The organism is Enterobacter cloacae complex sp. 6730903, assembly GCF_048283985.1.
GTDB lineage: Bacteria > Pseudomonadota > Gammaproteobacteria > Enterobacterales > Enterobacteriaceae > Enterobacter > Enterobacter hormaechei_C.
The window spans coordinates 1-16054 of sequence record NZ_JBLVXX010000030.1 but is presented as its reverse complement, the minus strand read 5'-3'; the positions used below and the strand labels follow the sequence as shown (position 1 = coordinate 16054).

16 protein-coding genes are annotated in these 16054 nt (G+C 56.2%); 3 read left to right on the top strand and 13 right to left on the bottom strand.

The window, feature by feature from the left end; genetic code table 11:
• Positions 1-41 precede the first annotated feature (41 nt).
• Positions 42-809: a triose-phosphate isomerase gene (tpiA, locus tag ACNQ0W_RS15885; RefSeq protein ID WP_003862019.1), complete on the bottom strand. Its 768-nt coding sequence runs from the start codon at positions 807-809 to the stop codon at positions 42-44.
• A 111-nt stretch (positions 810-920) separates the two neighbouring features.
• Positions 921-1517 (bottom strand): DUF1454 family protein, encoded by a 597-nt coding sequence (locus ACNQ0W_RS15880; RefSeq protein ID WP_017383094.1) that lies wholly within the window; start codon positions 1515-1517, stop codon positions 921-923.
• 112 nt (positions 1518-1629) lie between these two features.
• Between ACNQ0W_RS15880 and ACNQ0W_RS15875 the strand changes: the two genes are divergently transcribed.
• Positions 1630-2049, top strand: a complete 420-nt coding sequence (locus ACNQ0W_RS15875; RefSeq protein WP_006808672.1) for a DUF805 domain-containing protein — start codon at positions 1630-1632, stop codon at positions 2047-2049.
• Here ACNQ0W_RS15875 and fpr read toward each other — a convergent pair whose 3' ends face one another.
• From fpr to ACNQ0W_RS15855, 4 genes are all read right to left on the bottom strand, one after another.
• Positions 2050-2796: a ferredoxin--NADP(+) reductase gene (gene fpr / locus ACNQ0W_RS15870; protein ID WP_003862024.1), complete on the bottom strand. Its 747-nt coding sequence runs from the start codon at positions 2794-2796 to the stop codon at positions 2050-2052.
• A gap of 96 nt (positions 2797-2892) precedes the next feature.
• Entirely contained in the window at positions 2893-3903 is a 1011-nt protein-coding gene (gene glpX, locus ACNQ0W_RS15865; protein WP_062933633.1) for a class II fructose-bisphosphatase, read from the bottom strand.
• A 122-nt stretch (positions 3904-4025) separates the two neighbouring features.
• Positions 4026-5534 (bottom strand): glycerol kinase GlpK, encoded by a 1509-nt coding sequence (gene glpK / locus ACNQ0W_RS15860; RefSeq protein ID WP_047051670.1) that lies wholly within the window; start codon positions 5532-5534, stop codon positions 4026-4028.
• Between the two features lie 21 nt (positions 5535-5555).
• Positions 5556-6401 (bottom strand): MIP/aquaporin family protein, encoded by an 846-nt coding sequence (locus ACNQ0W_RS15855; protein ID WP_003862030.1) that lies wholly within the window; start codon positions 6399-6401, stop codon positions 5556-5558.
• Between the two features lie 399 nt (positions 6402-6800).
• On the opposite strand from ACNQ0W_RS15855, the gene zapB reads away from it, so the two are divergent.
• Positions 6801-7040, top strand: coding sequence for a septal ring assembly protein ZapB (gene zapB, locus ACNQ0W_RS15850; protein ID WP_003862031.1), 240 nt, complete (start codon positions 6801-6803; stop codon positions 7038-7040).
• Between the two features lie 587 nt (positions 7041-7627).
• Here the strand turns inward: zapB and rraA are convergent.
• The 7 genes from rraA to priA form a co-directional block, all read right to left on the bottom strand.
• The gene (gene rraA / locus ACNQ0W_RS15845) at positions 7628-8113 is read right to left on the bottom strand and encodes a ribonuclease E activity regulator RraA (RefSeq protein WP_015569946.1); all 486 of its coding nucleotides are present in this window, start codon (positions 8111-8113) and stop codon (positions 7628-7630) included.
• A 92-nt stretch (positions 8114-8205) separates the two neighbouring features.
• Positions 8206-9132 (bottom strand): 1,4-dihydroxy-2-naphthoate polyprenyltransferase, encoded by a 927-nt coding sequence (gene menA, locus ACNQ0W_RS15840; protein WP_116329991.1) that lies wholly within the window; start codon positions 9130-9132, stop codon positions 8206-8208.
• Between the two features lie 62 nt (positions 9133-9194).
• Positions 9195-10526, bottom strand: a complete 1332-nt coding sequence (gene hslU / locus ACNQ0W_RS15835; RefSeq protein ID WP_003862035.1) for an HslU--HslV peptidase ATPase subunit — start codon at positions 10524-10526, stop codon at positions 9195-9197.
• Between the two features lie 9 nt (positions 10527-10535).
• Positions 10536-11066 carry an ATP-dependent protease subunit HslV gene (hslV, locus tag ACNQ0W_RS15830; protein ID WP_003862036.1) on the bottom strand — a complete coding sequence of 177 codons (531 nt, stop codon included), beginning with the start codon at positions 11064-11066 and terminating at the stop codon, positions 10536-10538.
• A 94-nt stretch (positions 11067-11160) separates the two neighbouring features.
• A complete protein-coding gene (gene ftsN, locus ACNQ0W_RS15825) occupies positions 11161-12129 on the bottom strand; it encodes a cell division protein FtsN (protein ID WP_116329990.1) in 969 nt (322 codons plus the stop codon).
• Between the two features lie 92 nt (positions 12130-12221).
• Positions 12222-13247, bottom strand: coding sequence for a DNA-binding transcriptional regulator CytR (gene cytR / locus ACNQ0W_RS15820; protein ID WP_003862038.1), 1026 nt, complete (start codon positions 13245-13247; stop codon positions 12222-12224).
• 119 nt (positions 13248-13366) lie between these two features.
• On the bottom strand, positions 13367-15562 hold the full coding sequence (priA, locus tag ACNQ0W_RS15815) for a primosomal protein N' (RefSeq protein WP_116329989.1): 2196 nt from the start codon (positions 15560-15562) through the stop codon (positions 13367-13369).
• Between the two features lie 200 nt (positions 15563-15762).
• Between priA and rpmE the strand changes: the two genes are divergently transcribed.
• Positions 15763-15975: a 50S ribosomal protein L31 gene (gene rpmE, locus ACNQ0W_RS15810; protein WP_003862040.1), complete on the top strand. Its 213-nt coding sequence runs from the start codon at positions 15763-15765 to the stop codon at positions 15973-15975.
• The last annotated feature ends 79 nt before the right edge of the window (positions 15976-16054 follow it).

The window sequence follows — 16054 nt, the reverse complement described above, 5'->3', positions numbered from 1 at the left end:
CCGTAGGGCGGGTTAGCGAAGCGCCACCCGCCGCAACAGCATTACGCCTGTTTAGCCGCTTCTGCCGCTTTAACGATCACCGCGAAAGCGTCTGCTTTCAGGGATGCGCCGCCAACCAGTGCGCCATCGATGTCTGGCTGGGTGAACAGCTCAGCTGCGTTTGATGCGTTAACGGAACCGCCGTACTGGATGATGACCTGCTCAGCCACTTTCGCGTCTGCTTTTGCAATGTGGTCACGGATGAACTTGTGCACCGCCTGTGCCTGCGCTGGAGTTGCAGATTTGCCGGTACCGATCGCCCAGACTGGCTCGTAAGCGATAACCGCGCCTTCGAACGCTGCCGCGCCCTGGGTTTTCAGCACAGCGTCGATCTGACGTGCGCACACTTCTTCGGTTTTGCCTGCTTCGTTTTCTGCTTCGGTTTCACCGATGCACAGAACCGGGATCAGACCCTGCTCTTTCAGCACAGCGAATTTCTTCGCGATGAACTCATCGGATTCTTTGTGATAGGTACGACGCTCGGAGTGGCCGATGATGATGTATTTCGCGCCGATATCTTTCAGCATTTCAGCGGAGGTTTCACCGGTGAACGCGCCAGACAGGTTAACGTCAACGTTCTGCGCGCCCAGAATGATGTGGCTGCCGTCAGCGGCACGTTTAGCCAGATCCAGGTACATATCCGGCGGAGCGATAGCAACCGCGCAGCCGGTCACGCCAGCCAGCTCTTTACGCAGGTTAGCAACCAGTTCGTTTACCATGTGGCGGCTGCCGTTCAGTTTCCAGTTTCCCATCACTAAAGGATGTCGCATTTCAATTCTCCACGCTCAATAAGCGAATTAAGGAATATGGCCGCCCTGTCGGGCAGCATGGTCTGTGAATCAGTATAGAGATTTTCCCTCGAAAGGCTTTGCTTTTTGTCATTAATTCGCCCCCTCGAGTGCGTCTGATAGGGCCAGCTTAATCGGTTCAACCGCGAAGGTCAGCCCCTTTTCGCCGTTATCTGCGACGACATAGCGAACGGCACCTTCCGTATCGGCGTAATAGCGTTTGTTTTTCCCGGCGGTAAGCAGTTTTTGCAGCTTTTGCTGGCTTTGCGCTTTCGTGAAGGTGGGGGTAAAGGCGCGCAGAATAGCGCTCATGTACTCCAGCGCTTTCGCTTTCGCCGCTTTCTGCTCTGGCCCCTGAATCGGCAGCCAGGTGATCTGCATGCTTTTGATTTTTAACGTTCCGCGCTCAAGGGCGGTAGAGGCATACAGATTCTCGTTAATTTTGCTGGCCGCGCGGGTCAGGGTCGGCGTATCGCGGGCGCTGTCAATCGCACGGAACTCTCCCAGCGGAAGTGAGGGGTTTTCTTTGTTGAAGGCTTCGCGGAACTGGCTGATAGATTGATCGAAAGAGGGAGCGCCCGCCAGAAGATAGGGGGCGGTGACCGGGGAAGCCGTTTCCGCGGCGTACAGGGAAAAACTGGCGCTCAGCATCGCTAAACACAAATAAAGAGAGTGTGCCGAACTTTTCATCAACATTGCCCCTGGCCGTCATTGCCCATGATTAAAACGATATCTGGTCGGCTTGTCAAAAGGTCACAACTCCAGGGTAAAATGCGGGCTAAACAATAATAAGGAACCTTACATGACCATACAGCAGTGGCTGTTTTCATTCAAAGGGCGTATTGGACGCCGTGACTTCTGGATCTGGATTGCAACGTGGGTTGTCGCCATGCTGCTTCTGTTTTTTGTTGCCTACAACGCATGGCTGAGCACGCAAACCGCGGCATTTGCGCTGGTCTGTTTACTGTGGCCAACCGCCGCCGTAGTGGTGAAACGTCTGCACGATCGTGGCCGCTCCGGCGCATGGGCTTTCCTGATTATTCTGGCGTGGATGCTGGTGGCGGGGAACTGGTCAATGCTGCCCTCAATCCTCCCGTGGGTGGTGGGCAGACTGCTGCCGACGGTTATCTTTGTAATGATGGTTGTCGAACTGGGCGCGTTTATCGGCACCCAGAGCGAGAACAAATACGGAAAAGATACTCTTGAGGTGAAGTACCGCTGATCACCAGTAGTGTTCGGCGGTCATGTGGCCCGGTCGGCGGCGAAGGTGCTTCGTCATCTGCCGGGTATCCTTCAGCAACTGCTGCGTATCGCGTACCATCTGCGGATTACCGCACAGCATCACATGGCTGGTTTCGGTATTCATCGGTAAACCCACCGCCTCTTCCAGCGCGCCGCTTTCAATCAACGCCGGAACGCGACCGGTTAACGAGCCGGCTGCGGTTTCGCGGCTGACCACCGTCTGAATTTTTAACTTCCCGCCATATCGCTGTTCCAGCGCCTGCATCTGCGGCAAATAGCTCAGGTCTGCGGCGTAGCGCGCGGCGTGAACCAGCACGATATTTTTAAAGCGCTCCAGATCTTTGCCGTATTGCAGAATGGAGAGATACGGGCCAATGGCCGTGCCGGTCGCCAGCATCCAGAGCGTGTCACAGTCGGGGATTTCATCCAGCACGAAGAACCCCGCCGCGTCGGAAACAATCTGCACTTCATCGCCCGGCTTCAGCGCGGCGAGGCGCGGGCTGAGCTTACCGTCCGGGACGGTGACCAGATAGAACTCAAGGTCCGGGTTATCAGGCGCATTAACGTAAGAGTAGGCGCGCTGTACGCGTTCACCGTCGATATCCAGCCCGAGTTTGGCAAACTGCCCGGCAGTAAACGGATGAACGGGAGCGTGCAGCGTGAGGCTAAATAGCGCATCGGTCCAGAACTGTACCTTTGTGACTTTACCTGTTACCCAGTCCGCCATGATCTTCTCCTGTGCTGTTTCTCTCTTCTATCTTCCGTACTTGTGGGAAACATTTCCAGCCCATTCGGGCCGGAAAGCTCTATCGATCAAACGGTTTTACAGAATGTGCGTCTGTACGTCCGGATCTTTACGATCGAGATAATGAATGGACTTAATGCGACGAATGGTGCGGGATTTACCGCGGATCAGCAGGGTTTCAGTGGTGGCCATGTTGCCCTTGCGGGTGATGCCGTCCAGCAGATCGCCTTTGGTGATGCCGGTTGCGGAGAAGACCACGTTATCGCTGCGGGCCATCTCGTTCAGCGCGAGCACTTTATTGGCCTCGATGCCCATCGCCGCGCAGCGCGCCAGTTCGTCTGCACCAATGCGAAGGTTCTCGTCGCTGTCGCCTTTGACCTCATGGCGTGGCAGCAAACGCGCCTGCATATCGCCGTCCAGCGCGCGGATCACTGCCGCAGAGACCACACCCTCCGGCGCACCGCCGATGCCGTAAAGCACGTCGACTTCGCTGTCCGGCATGCAGGTCAGAATAGAGGCGGCAACGTCGCCATCCGGAATAGCAAATACGCGCACGCCGAGCGCTTGCAGGTACGCGATGGTGGCGTCGTGGCGCGGTTTCGCCAGAATGGTCACGGTGAGTTCGCTGAGCGCTTTACCCAGCGCCGCAGCGATATTGCGCAGGTTGGCGTTCAGCGGCAGACTAAGGTCGATAGCGCCTTTAGCACCAGGACCGACGATCAGCTTTTCCATGTACATATCGGGCGCGTTGAGGAAGCAGCCCTTATCGCCCACCGCCAGCACCGCCAGCGCGTTGGCCTGGCCCATCGCCGTCATGCGCGTGCCTTCAATCGGGTCGACCGCGATATCCACCGCATCGCCTTTGCCCGTCCCGACTTTTTCACCGATATAGAGCATTGGCGCTTCGTCGATTTCGCCTTCGCCAATGACGATAGTGCCATCGATATTGACCTGATTAAGCACAATGCGCATGGCGTGGACGGCTGCACCGTCTGCGGTATTTTTGTCGCCACGGCCCAGCCACTTGTAGCCTGCGAGGGCGGCAGCTTCGGTGACGCGGGAAAACTCGATAGCAAGTTCACGTTTCATGAGGTACTCGTACAATCAAAAGGAATTGCACGAAGTTTATCACAGAGTGGGGAGGGGCGAGGGGACCGGTGCGGTCGGAGCCCCTCACCCTAACCCTCTCCCAGGGGAGAGGGAATATAGGTTTACTCGTCGTGCTCTTCCCACGCCAGGGCACGTTTCACCGCTTTCTTCCAGCCGCTGTAGCGGTAATTGCGCTCGGTGGTTTCGATGCCAGGACGGAATTCGCGTTCGATAACCGCTTTTTCCTGAAGCTCGTCGAGGTTTTGCCAGAAGCCAACCGCCAGACCTGCCAAATACGCCGCGCCCAGCGCCGTCACTTCTCGCACCTCAGGACGTTCAACGCGGGTGCCCAGAATGTCGGACTGGAACTGCATCAGGAAGTTGTTGGCTACCGCACCGCCGTCCACGCGCAGGGCGTGCAGACGAATGCCGGAGTCCGCCTGCATCGCTTCCAGCACGTCGCGCGTCTGGTAGGCGATGGATTCCAGCGTCGCGCGAATGATGTGGTTTGAGTTCACGCCGCGCGTCAGGCCGAAAATCGCGCCGCGGGCGTACGGATCCCAGTACGGTGCGCCCAGACCGGTAAACGCTGGCACCACGTATACGCCGTTGGTGTCTTTCACTTTGGTCGCGAAGTATTCGGAGTCAAACGCGTCGCTGATCAGCTTCATCTCGTCGCGCAGCCACTGAATGGAGGCACCCGCCATGAATACCGCGCCTTCCAGGGCATAGTTCACTTCGCCGCGCGGGCCGCAGGCGATGGTGGTCAGCAGACCATTTTCTGATTTCACCGCTTTCTCGCCGGTGTTCATCAGCATAAAGCAGCCGGTGCCGTAGGTGTTCTTCGCCATCCCTTCTTTGACGCACAGCTGGCCGAACAGGGCCGCCTGCTGGTCACCGGCGATACCGGCGATAGGAATACGGGTGCCGCCTTTACCGCCGATGTTGGTCTGGCCGTACACTTCTGAAGATTTACGCACGTCTGGGAGCATCGCACGCGGAATGTCCAGCGCGTCCAGCATCTTGTCATCCCACTCCAGGGTGTTGATGTTGAACAGCATGGTGCGCGAGGCGTTGGTGTAGTCAGTAACGTGAACGCGTCCCTGAGTCATCTTCCAGATAAGCCAGGTATCGACGGTACCGAACAGCAGCTCGCCACGTCGTGCACGCTCGCGTGAACCTTCCACGTGGTCGAGGATCCACTTCACTTTGGTGCCTGAAAAATACGGATCAACCACCAGGCCGGTGGCGTTGCGCACGTACTCTTCCATCCCGTCGCGCTTCAGCTGTTCGCAGATCTCTGACGTACGGCGGCACTGCCAGACAATGGCGTTGTAGATGGGCTTACCGGTTTCGCGCTCCCAGACCACAGTCGTTTCGCGCTGGTTGGTGATACCGATAGCGGCAATCTGGTCAGAACTGATGTCGGCTTTCGCCAGCACTTCCACCAGCGTGGAGCTTTGTGACGCCCAGATCTCCATCGGGTCGTGTTCAACCCAGCCTGGACGCGGATAAATTTGCTCAAATTCGCGTTGAGACACGCTGACAATGTTCGCGTCATGATCCATTACGACAGCGCGGGAGCTGGTAGTGCCCTGGTCGAGCGCAACGATATATTTTTTTTCGGTCATGGTATGTGTCCCGTAGTCAGATTACAGCGAAGCTTTTTGTTGTGTGGTGGAAGTTGTCTCTTTTTCCTCTTCCACACAGGTGTCGCACGGTAAGTGGCGACCAATTAATTTGCGATAGCCGAATGCGCCCAGCGCCGCCCCTACGATTGGCCCGAACAGCGGAACCAGGAAGTAAGGAATGTCTTTGCCGCCCGTGAAGGCGACATCGCCCCATCCCGCAAAGAAGGCGAAGGTTTTTGGACCCAGGTCACGCGCCGGATTCATCGCAAAGCCGGTAAGCGGACCCATGGATGCGCCAATTACCGCAATCAGAAGGCCAATCAAAAGTGGAGCCAGCGGGCCGCGCGGAATGCCGTTTCCGTCGTCGCCCAGCGCCATAATGACGCCCATCAGAATAGCGGTAATCACCATTTCAACTGCGAACGCCTGCACAAAATTGATATGCGGATTCGGATACGTTGAGAAAATGCCTGCCAGATCCAGACTTTCGACACTGCCACGCACCATATGATGCGTCTGTTCGAAGTCGATGAAAAGATTGTAATAAAGCCCGTAAACTAACGCCGCTGCGCAAAAGGCGCCGGCAAATTGCGAAATAATAAAAGGAACAACTTTGCGTCCGTCAAAGCACGCGAATAGCCACAACGCGATGGTCACCGCCGGGTTAAGATGTGCGCCGGAAACCCCTGCGGTCAGGTAGATGGCCATCGCCACGCCCAGACCCCAGATAATACTGATTTCCCACTGACCAAAACTGGCACCCGCCACTTTCAGTGCAGCGACACAGCCTACTCCGAAGAATATCAACAACCCGGTACCCAGGAACTCGGCAATGCACTGGCCTTTTAAGGTTGATGTCTGACTCATAATCGGAATCCTGCAAAAGAGTAATGTTTATTGTTTGCGTGACCGCCCGTGACAGTCACGATGCCCTGTAGACATAGTGTTAATTTATCGTTAACGAGCACAAGCGAGAAATATCGAAATCGAAATGTGTGGTCTGCGTCAATAAAATGAGCGTTTTCGCGCCATAAAGCGCGTTTTTGCATCAGATAATGATTATGGGCTGAATCATTTCTTTAACTTATGGGTTAACAACTTAGGGGTATATGCGGCGAACGCACCAGGACGAGGCCGAAAAGTGTTGCAAACCGCGATCTGCGTGGCATGCCGCTGGACAGGGGCGACGGCGCTCCATACAATCGGAACATATGTTGTGCGCGTTTACGTTAAAGCGTCGCCTTGCAATTCAGGAGAGGTAGGATCATGTCTTTAGAAGTGTTTGAGAAACTGGAATCGAAAGTACAGCAGGCGATTGACACCATCACGCTGCTGCAAATGGAAATTGAAGAGCTGAAAGAGAAGAACAACTCCCTGTCACAGGAAGTTCAGAATGCTCAGCACAGCCGTGAAGAACTGGAGCGCGAAAACAACCAGCTGCGCGAACAGCAGAACGGCTGGCAGGAACGCTTGCAGGCGCTGCTGGGACGTATGGAAGAAGTTTGATTTCCTTAGGGAATGAATTGAACAGGCCGGGTAAGGCGAAGCCGCCACCCGGCTTTTTTATGGTTTTCGCTAACCGACATCAAACCATAAAAAAGGCCGCCCTAGGCGGCCTTAACGCTACTTGTCCTGCGCTGTCGTAACAAAAGCAACTAACTCAACAGGTTCATCGCTCTTTACCACGAGTACGCTGGCGACAATGAACGCGATACATAAATAGCGTTTCATTATGCGGTCCTTGCTGCTAACCGCTCCACCGTTCACCACCGGTGATAAGTCGGTGGACACAAGCCCTGGTGTTAGCCTGCTTTACGGTAGTGAATACACCTTTCCCTGGACCGATGCCCATTTGCGAGATGGCGGAAAGGGACGCGGTATCATAAAGAGCATCAACCGTGGCGTTAAGGTTTTCATAGATAATTAGGATTTTATAAAGGTTCTGAGAGGTTGCCCAAGGTTTAGACGAGAGTATGATGAAGTTCCTTGGTGTTAGTCTGTAAGACGTCCCAACGGACCGCGAATCCCGAGGGACAAAAAAAACCGCCACATTGCTGTTGGCGGTTTTTTTATGAATTTTACTCACCGATTAACTACTCGATGTCCAGCGCATCCTCGGAAAGGATAATCCCGGTATTGTCAGCATAAAGGTGGTCGCCCGAGAAGAAGGTCACGCCGCCGAAATTGACGCGCACGTCGCTTTCGCCGATGCCGTCGCCCGCTGCGCCTACCGGTATGGCGGCAATGGCCTGAATCCCGATATCCAGGTCTTCGAGATCGTCCACCTGACGCACGGAACCGTACACCACAATGCCTTCCCACTCGTTCTGGACGGCAATTCCCGCCAGTTCAGCATCAATCAATGCACGGCGCACGGAACCGCCGCCGTCGACCACCAGAACGCGGCCACGGCCGTTCTCTTCGAGCAGATCGTACAGCAACCCGTTGTCCTCGAAACATTTCACCGTGATGATTTGTCCGCCAAACGACGACCGTCCACCAAAGTTGGAGAACAGGGGTTCAACGACGTTGACATCTTCCTGGTAGATGTCACAAAGCTCGGAGGTATCGTATTTCATAGGTTTAACGCTCTGTTGCTGCGAATGTGTTCAGTATATCGTGCGAAATGCGTTGTTGGCAAAATCATCAATTGTTAATTGATATTTGTCAGCTAACTCAGCGTCTGGCTTAAGACAATCCCGATGACGAACAGCAGGTTAGTCAGCAACGCGCCTTTTACCGTACGTTCCAGCATCGGTGGCATGGCGGCCGGGCTGAGTTCACGCATGACGTAGCGGGCCTGCTTAATCAGCAGCGGTGCGGCGAGCACAAACAGCCAGCCCCACAGGCTGTGCAGCGAAATCAGACTGAACAGTGCCAGGCAGACCAGCGCGCCGATGAGCAGGCAGGCGTGATAGCGGCGTGCATTCACCGGACCCAGACGCACGGCCAGCGTGTTTTTACCGTTTTCGCGGTCGCTGTCGATGTCGCGCAGGTTGTTGATATTCAGCACCGCCGTCGCCAGCAGACCGCAGGCGGTCGCCGGCAGGAACAGGGCAGGGATCACCGTATGCGCCTGTAAGTACCAGCTTCCCATCACGCTCAGCCAGCCGAAGAACACCAGCACGGAGATGTCGCCCAGACCAATATACCCGTAAGGACGCGTCCCGACGGTATAGGTAATGGCTGCAATAATGGCGAGCAAGCCCAGCACCAGGAAGCCAATGAAATCACTGGTGGTTTTCGAGGCGACCGTCACCAGCGCCAGCCCGGACAGGCAAATCAATACCACGGTGATAATCAGCGCCCGTTTCATCTGTGCCTGGGTAATCACTCCTTTTTGCATCCCGCGCAGCGGCCCGATACGGTCAGGCTTGTCGCTGCCCTTTACCGCATCGCCGTAATCATTGGCGAGATTAGAGAGGATTTGCAGCAGCCCGGCGGTGACGAGCGCCAGACCTGCTACCAGCGGATCGAAATGACCCTGCCACCAGGCAAGCGTGGTACCGACGATAATGGCGGCAAAAGCCAGAGGAAGCGTTTTAGGGCGCAGACTTTCGAGCCACGCCTGTGTACGGCTGATATCAGTCATAGTTATTTAGCCAATAAAAATGGGGGCCATAGCCCCCATCAACAGTGATGAAAATGCATTGAACGCGATTATAGAATAAAACGGCTCAGATCTTCATCTGCCACTAACGCATCCAGGTGTTTGCCCACATAGTCTGCGTCAATGGTAATGCTTTGACCGTTAAGGTCGCTCGCATCATAAGAGATGTCTTCCATCAGGCGTTCCAGCACGGTGTGCAGACGACGCGCACCGATGTTCTCGGTGGTTTCGTTGACCTGCCACGCGGCCTGAGCGATGCGCTTGATACCGTCATCGGTAAATTCAATGTTCACGCCTTCAGTCGCCATCAGCGCTTTGTACTGTACGGTCACAGACGCGTTTGGCTCAGTCAGGATACGTTCGAAATCTTCGGTGGTCAGCGCCTGCAACTCAACGCGGATTGGCAGACGACCCTGGAGTTCCGGGATCAGGTCAGACGGGCTGGCAATCTGGAACGCACCGGAGGCGATAAACAGAATGTGGTCAGTTTTAACCATGCCGTGCTTGGTGGAAACGGTACACCCTTCCACCAGCGGCAGCAGGTCGCGCTGAACGCCTTCGCGGGAGACATCCGGGCCGGACGCGTTGCCGCGCTTACAGATCTTGTCGATTTCGTCGATAAACACGATACCGTGCTGCTCAACCGCGTCGATAGCGTCCTGTTTCAGCTCTTCCGGGTTAACCAGCTTCGCGGCTTCTTCTTCAATCAGCAGCTTCATCGCGTCTTTGATTTTCAGCTTACGCGCTTTCTGCTTCTGCCCGCCCAGGTTCTGGAACATGGACTGCAATTGGCTGGTCATCTCTTCCATGCCCGGAGGCGCCATAATTTCCACGCCCATTGGCGCGGCAGCGAGATCGATCTCAATCTCTTTGTCGTCCAGCTCGCCTTCGCGCAGCTTTTTGCGGAATGCCTGACGCGCAGCAGAAGGTTCAGACTGCTGTTCAGCCTGTCCCCAGTTGTTTTTTGCCGGTGGGATCAGCACGTCGAGAATACGCTCTTCGGCCATCTCTTCGGCGCGATAGCGGTTTTTCTCAATCGCCTGGACGCGCACCATCTTAATCGCCGAGTCGGTCAGATCGCGGATGATGGAGTCCACTTCTTTACCTACATAGCCCACTTCGGTGAACTTGGTGGCTTCAACTTTGATGAACGGCGCGTTAGCCAGTTTGGCCAGACGACGGGCGATTTCGGTTTTACCCACACCGGTCGGGCCGATCATCAGAATATTTTTTGGCGTCACTTCGTGGCGAAGCTCTTCGTCGAGCTGCATGCGACGCCAGCGGTTACGCAGTGCGATAGCCACGGAGCGCTTGGCGTTGTCCTGGCCGATAATGTGTTTGTTCAGTTCGCTGACAATTTCGCGTGGGGTCATTTCAGACATGGGCGATCCTTACGCTTTAGACGGTAATTCTTCGATGGTGTGATTGTGGTTGGTATAGATGCAGATATCACCTGCAATATCCAACGCTTTCACCGCGATATCGCGCGCGTTCATGTCGGTATTTTCCAACAGCGCACGGGCTGCGGCCTGGGCGTACGGGCCGCCAGAGCCGATGGCAATCAGGTCGTTTTCAGGCTGAACCACGTCGCCGTTACCGGTGATGATCAGCGAGGCGTTTTCGTCAGCCACGGCCAGCAGCGCTTCGAGCTTGCGTAGCATGCGGTCGGTACGCCAGTCTTTTGCCAGCTCAACAGCGGCTTTCACCAGATGACCCTGATGCATTTCCAGTTTGCGTTCAAACAGTTCAAACAGCGTGAAGGCATCAGCCGTGCCGCCTGCGAAACCGGCGATCACTTTGTCGTTATAAAGACGACGTACTTTCTTCACGTTGCCTTTCATGACGGTATTACCCAGCGTGGCCTGGCCATCACCGGCAATTACCACCTGGCCGTTACGGCGTACACTTACTATTGTTGTCACGAGCAGACCCCCTGGTTACAGATTCGGGAAACAGAAGCCCTGAGCCTGTGCTCAGGGCTGAATTAAATGATAGATGGGGGGGAATTTGGGGGTTTCAACCCCCGGAGGCGAGTCGAATGCAGTTTGTGTGGCCAGCCACTTTCAAACGGGAAATGGTGCCGTCTGCGTTTTCTTTGCCTTTGACCAGTCCAATCACTACGCGATTCCAGCCGTTATTGGTGGTAATGCGGGAGTCAAATCCTTCAAATGCCAGCTGAGCACGCACCGTTTCTGCCTGTTCGGCGCCTTTAAACGAACCGCACTGAACCATCCAGCGGCGTTCATCTTTTTTCTCAGCCGTCTGCTTCGGCGCCTCGGTCTCTTTGGTGACCGGCGCAGCCTGCTGCGTTTTTGGCTGTTGCGCAGTGGTATGCGCAGGCGTCTGCAACAGATCCTGATACGGCTGTGCCGTTTGCTTCTGCGGCTGCGCCTTCGGTTGCTGCTGGACAGGCTGAGTTTGTACGGTACGCGTCTGCTGCTGCGGTTGTGTACGCGGCTGCTGTACCGGCTGCGTCTGCGTCCACTGCTGCTGTTGCGTTTGCTGCTGAGCCTGACGCTGGCGCTGCAACGTTTGCTGACGCTGCGCCGGGGTTTGTTCGTTCCACGGCACTTCGTTCAGCTGCGTAGGCTGCTGGCGCATGTCCGCCTGCATCTGAGCGAGCAATTGACGCTGTTCGTCCGTCAGCTGATCGGCATTCTTCACTTCACCCCCGGCAGAAGGCTCGGTAGGCGCACGTACGCCAGGCTGACGGCTTTCCAGCTCTTTAATGTAGCGCCAGCGCTCTTCAGGCTTCGGCGGCAGGCCGTTGCCGACGACCTTGTTACCCTGAAGGGCTTCAGACTCTTCTTTTTTATGATGCGTAATGAAGTAGAGGCCGCCAATAAAGGCCACCAGCACGGCCGCAGCAATGGCGACCATGGCTGGGGAGACAGCAGACAGGCTACGTTGCTTGCTTTTTGAACTACTCTTTTTGCGTCGCGAAGGTGCCGGCTGGCCGCGACGTACATAATCTCGTTGTGCCACTATCGTTTCGCTGTATTTATTCGTTCGTCAGCCCGCCATGTTACTTAAGCGACGGGGCTTTGACCAGATAAGGGTGTCGAAAGGTATTTACTTTAAGTTAATGCCTGGGTAGAGCCGCGCACAATCAGCTCACAATCCAGTAGCCGTGACCCACTGCTAACTGTTTGACCGTGCAGCTGATCCAGCAAAAGCAGCATCGCTTCCCGGCCAATGTCATACCGTGGCTGGGCAACGGTCGAAAGCGGCGGATCGCAAAACTCCGAAAGCGAAATATTATCAAAACCGATAATCGACAGGTCCTGCGGCACGCGCAGCCCGTGACGTTTGGCGTAGGATAACGCCCCCAGCGCCATCACGTCGCTGTGGCAGAAGACCGCGGTGGGCGGTTCTGGCAAGGCCAGCAATTTTTCCAGCGCCTGCCCGCCCGCTTCAAAGGTGAAATCACCGCGCGCAATGTAGTGCGGATCGACGATAGCCCCGGTACGGCGCAGCGCCTGAACGTAGCCCTGCAAGCGGTAATGACACAGCGGCATCTCTTCTGGTCCGGCGATACAACCGATACGCTTATGCCCCAGTTCCTGAAGATAGTTCACGGCGTTGAACGCGGCGGTGAGGTTATCGATATGAACGGTTGGCAGCTCCAGCTCCGGCGCGAATTCGTTCGCCATGACCATCGGCGGTAAATTGCGCTGTTCTTCAATGCTGGCATCAAACGGCAGGCGTGAGCCAAGCAGCAGCATGCCATCAATCTGCTTGGTGATGATCAGGTCGATGAACGTTTTTTCCTGCTGGTTCTGATGAGCACAATCGCCAATCAGCACCAGATAGCCCTGGGCGGCGGCAGTGACTTCAATGCCGCGGATGATTTCGCTGAAGAAGGGATCGCAGATGTCCGGCACGATCACCAGGATGGTGCGGGATTCGTTGCGTTTTACGTTACGCCCCATGGCTTGCGGGAAATAACCGACCTCAAGCGCCGCCTTTTCAACCCGGTTTCGGGTCGCCTGGGAGACTTTGTCAGGGTTCATCAATGCGCGGGACACGGTTGCTGTTGAGACTTGTGCTTTCTCGGCAACGTCTTTCATGGTCGCCGAGGCAACCTCTTTCCTGGACTTCAACGTCTTCTCCTCGCCTGAACACCGAACTGCGGACAGCACCATTTTTACAGATAGTTAATGGAATCGGTTACAGAATTTTCATAAAAAGTGTGAGGCGCATTAAATTTTTCGATCCGTCTTCAGCCTTCAATCGGATCGACATCAAGAACCCACTTCACTTTTCGCGCTTCCGGCAGGGTATTGATCAGCGCCAGCGTGCCGCTGACGATCTGCTGTAAACGGATACGCGAGGGGTGCTGAAGTAACAGTTGCCAGCGGAAACGGCCGCCGCGTTTCGGGGCGAGCGCGGGTACCGGGCCTAAAATCCACAGCTGATTATCCACCAGCGGGCTAGCTTGCAGGAGGTTTCTCAGCTGTTGCAGGAACAGCGGGGCCTGTTGGTTGTTATGATCTTCCGCACGGATGATAACGTGGCTGGTCCACGGGGGAAGCTGCATCGTCTGGCGTTCGGCCAGCGCCTGGTCCGCGAAGGCGTCATAGCCTTTGTGCAGCAGAGTTTGCAGCAGCGGATGTTCAGGGTGGTGCGTTTGCAGCACCACCTCGCCCTGCTTACCCGCCCGACCAGCGCGACCGGCAACCTGGGTATAAAGCTGGGCGAAACGCTCGGCGGAGCGAAAATCCGCGGAGAACAGCGCGCCGTCGACGTCCAGCAGGGCGACCAGCGTCACGTCCGGGAAGTGGTGCCCTTTCGCCAGCATCTGTGTGCCAATCAGGATGCGCGCGCCGCCGCGATGCACTTCCGCCAGCTGCTGCTCCAGCGCCCCTTTACGGCTGGTGGTATCCCTGTCGATACGGGAGATGGGCACGTCCGGGAAGAAGGGCGCGAGCGCCTGTTCAAGCTGTTCCGTTCCCAGGCCGACCGGCACGATGTGCGTTGAGCCGCAGGACGGGCACTGACGGGGGACCGGACGCTGGCTGTCGCAGTGGTGGCAGCGCAAATGGCGCTGAGCCTGGTGGAAGGTGTAGTAGTGATCGCAGCGCGGGCACTCCGCGATCCAGCCGCAGTCGTGGCACAGCAACGCAGGCGCGAAGCCGCGGCGGTTCAGGAACAGGATCACCTGGTTGCCCGCCTGCAAATGCTGGCGCATGCGGCTAATCAGCGCAGGCGCTAACCCGGCCTGCACCTGCTGGCCTTTCAGATCCAGCACATGTTGAATGGCCGGGCGGGCATTCCCCGCACGGCGCGTCAGGCGCAGCATGTGGTATTTACGCTGGCGAACGTTGTGCAGCGTTTCAAGCGCGGGGGTGGCGGACCCGAGAATAATAGGGATTTGCTCGCTGTGGGCGCGGTACACGGCTAAGTCGCGGGCGTGATAGCGCCAGCCTTCCTGCTGTTTATAGGAGCTGTCATGCTCTTCATCGATCACGATAACGCCGAGATTTTTAAACGGCGTAAACAGCGATGAACGGGTGCCGATCACAATCGCCGCTTCGCCGTTTTTCGCTTTCAGCCAGGCGCTGAGGCGCTCGCTGTCGTTCAGGCCGGAGTGCAGAACCTCAACGGGCGCATTAAAGCGTTCACGGAAACGCGCGATGGTTTGCGGCGTCAGGCCGATTTCCGGCACCATCACCAGCGCCTGTTTGCCCTGCGCGAGCACGTTTTCCAGCACGCTCAGATACACTTCGGTTTTACCGGAGCCGGTGACGCCCGCCAGCAGCCAGGCGGAAAAGCGATCGGCGGCGCTGTGAATCGCGCCCACGGCGGTGGCCTGCTCGGTATTCAGACGCAGACGATTGCCGGAGACGGAAAAGCCGTCGCGCCAGTCGTGAAGGGCAGGTGCTTCACTGGCCAGCTCGCTCAGCCCTTTCTTCCTTAATGCCTGCAACGCGGTTTCGCTTACCTCAAGCTCGTCGACCTGATGGCGCCAGATTTTTCCCTGGCGCAGCGCGGCCAGCGCCTGCTGCTGTTTCTGCGAGCGCTTCAGGCTGTTAATGTCCACCGCCTGGCCCTGCTCGGTGGCAAACCAGTACCACATTGGCGCGTGGCTGGCGCTCTTACCCTGGCGCAGCATAATGGGCAGGGCATGGAACAGCACGTCGCCAATCGGATGATGATAATAATCTGCCGCCCACAGCAGCAGTCGCCAGGTGCTGGTGGAGTAAACCGGCTCGCTGTCCAGCACCTCAACAACCGATTTCAGCTCGTTAAGCGGCAATTCGCTTTTGTCGCTGACGGACACCACGATCCCCACGCGCTGCTGTTTACCAAACGGCACGGTCACGCGACAGCCCGCTTTGGCGCTCATGCTGTCGGGCAGCAGGTAGTCAAAGGTGCGGGGAAGCGGAACGGGCAGGGCAACGTGAGCGACGGGCATCGAATCTTCCTGACTTGAAAAGTGGCGCGTTAGTATACACATTAGTGAAAGCGGCGTGCGGATCAGTTTGCATACGTTGGTCAAATTCTGTATGATTCGCCGCCTTTGGTGTATTTTACGCCAAAGAACTTACATTCAACATCGCGTGGTGTCTGGCGTTAGGGCTGGAAGAGCGACGCGGCCTTAACTGAGGTTCTCCCATGAAAAAAGATATTCACCCGAAATACGAAATGATTACTGCAAACTGCTCTTGCGGTAACTCTATCCAGATCCGCTCTACCGTGGGTCACGATCTGAACCTGGACGTGTGCGGCAAATGCCACCCGTTCTACACTGGTAAGCAGCGTGATGTTGCAACCGGTGGCCGTGTTGACCGCTTCAACAAGCGTTTCAGCATCCCGGGCGCTAAATAAGCATCCAGAAGAAACCGCCTCCGGGCGGTTTTTTTGTGCCTGTAATATCTCACCTGAATTAATTCTGTATTTATATTTC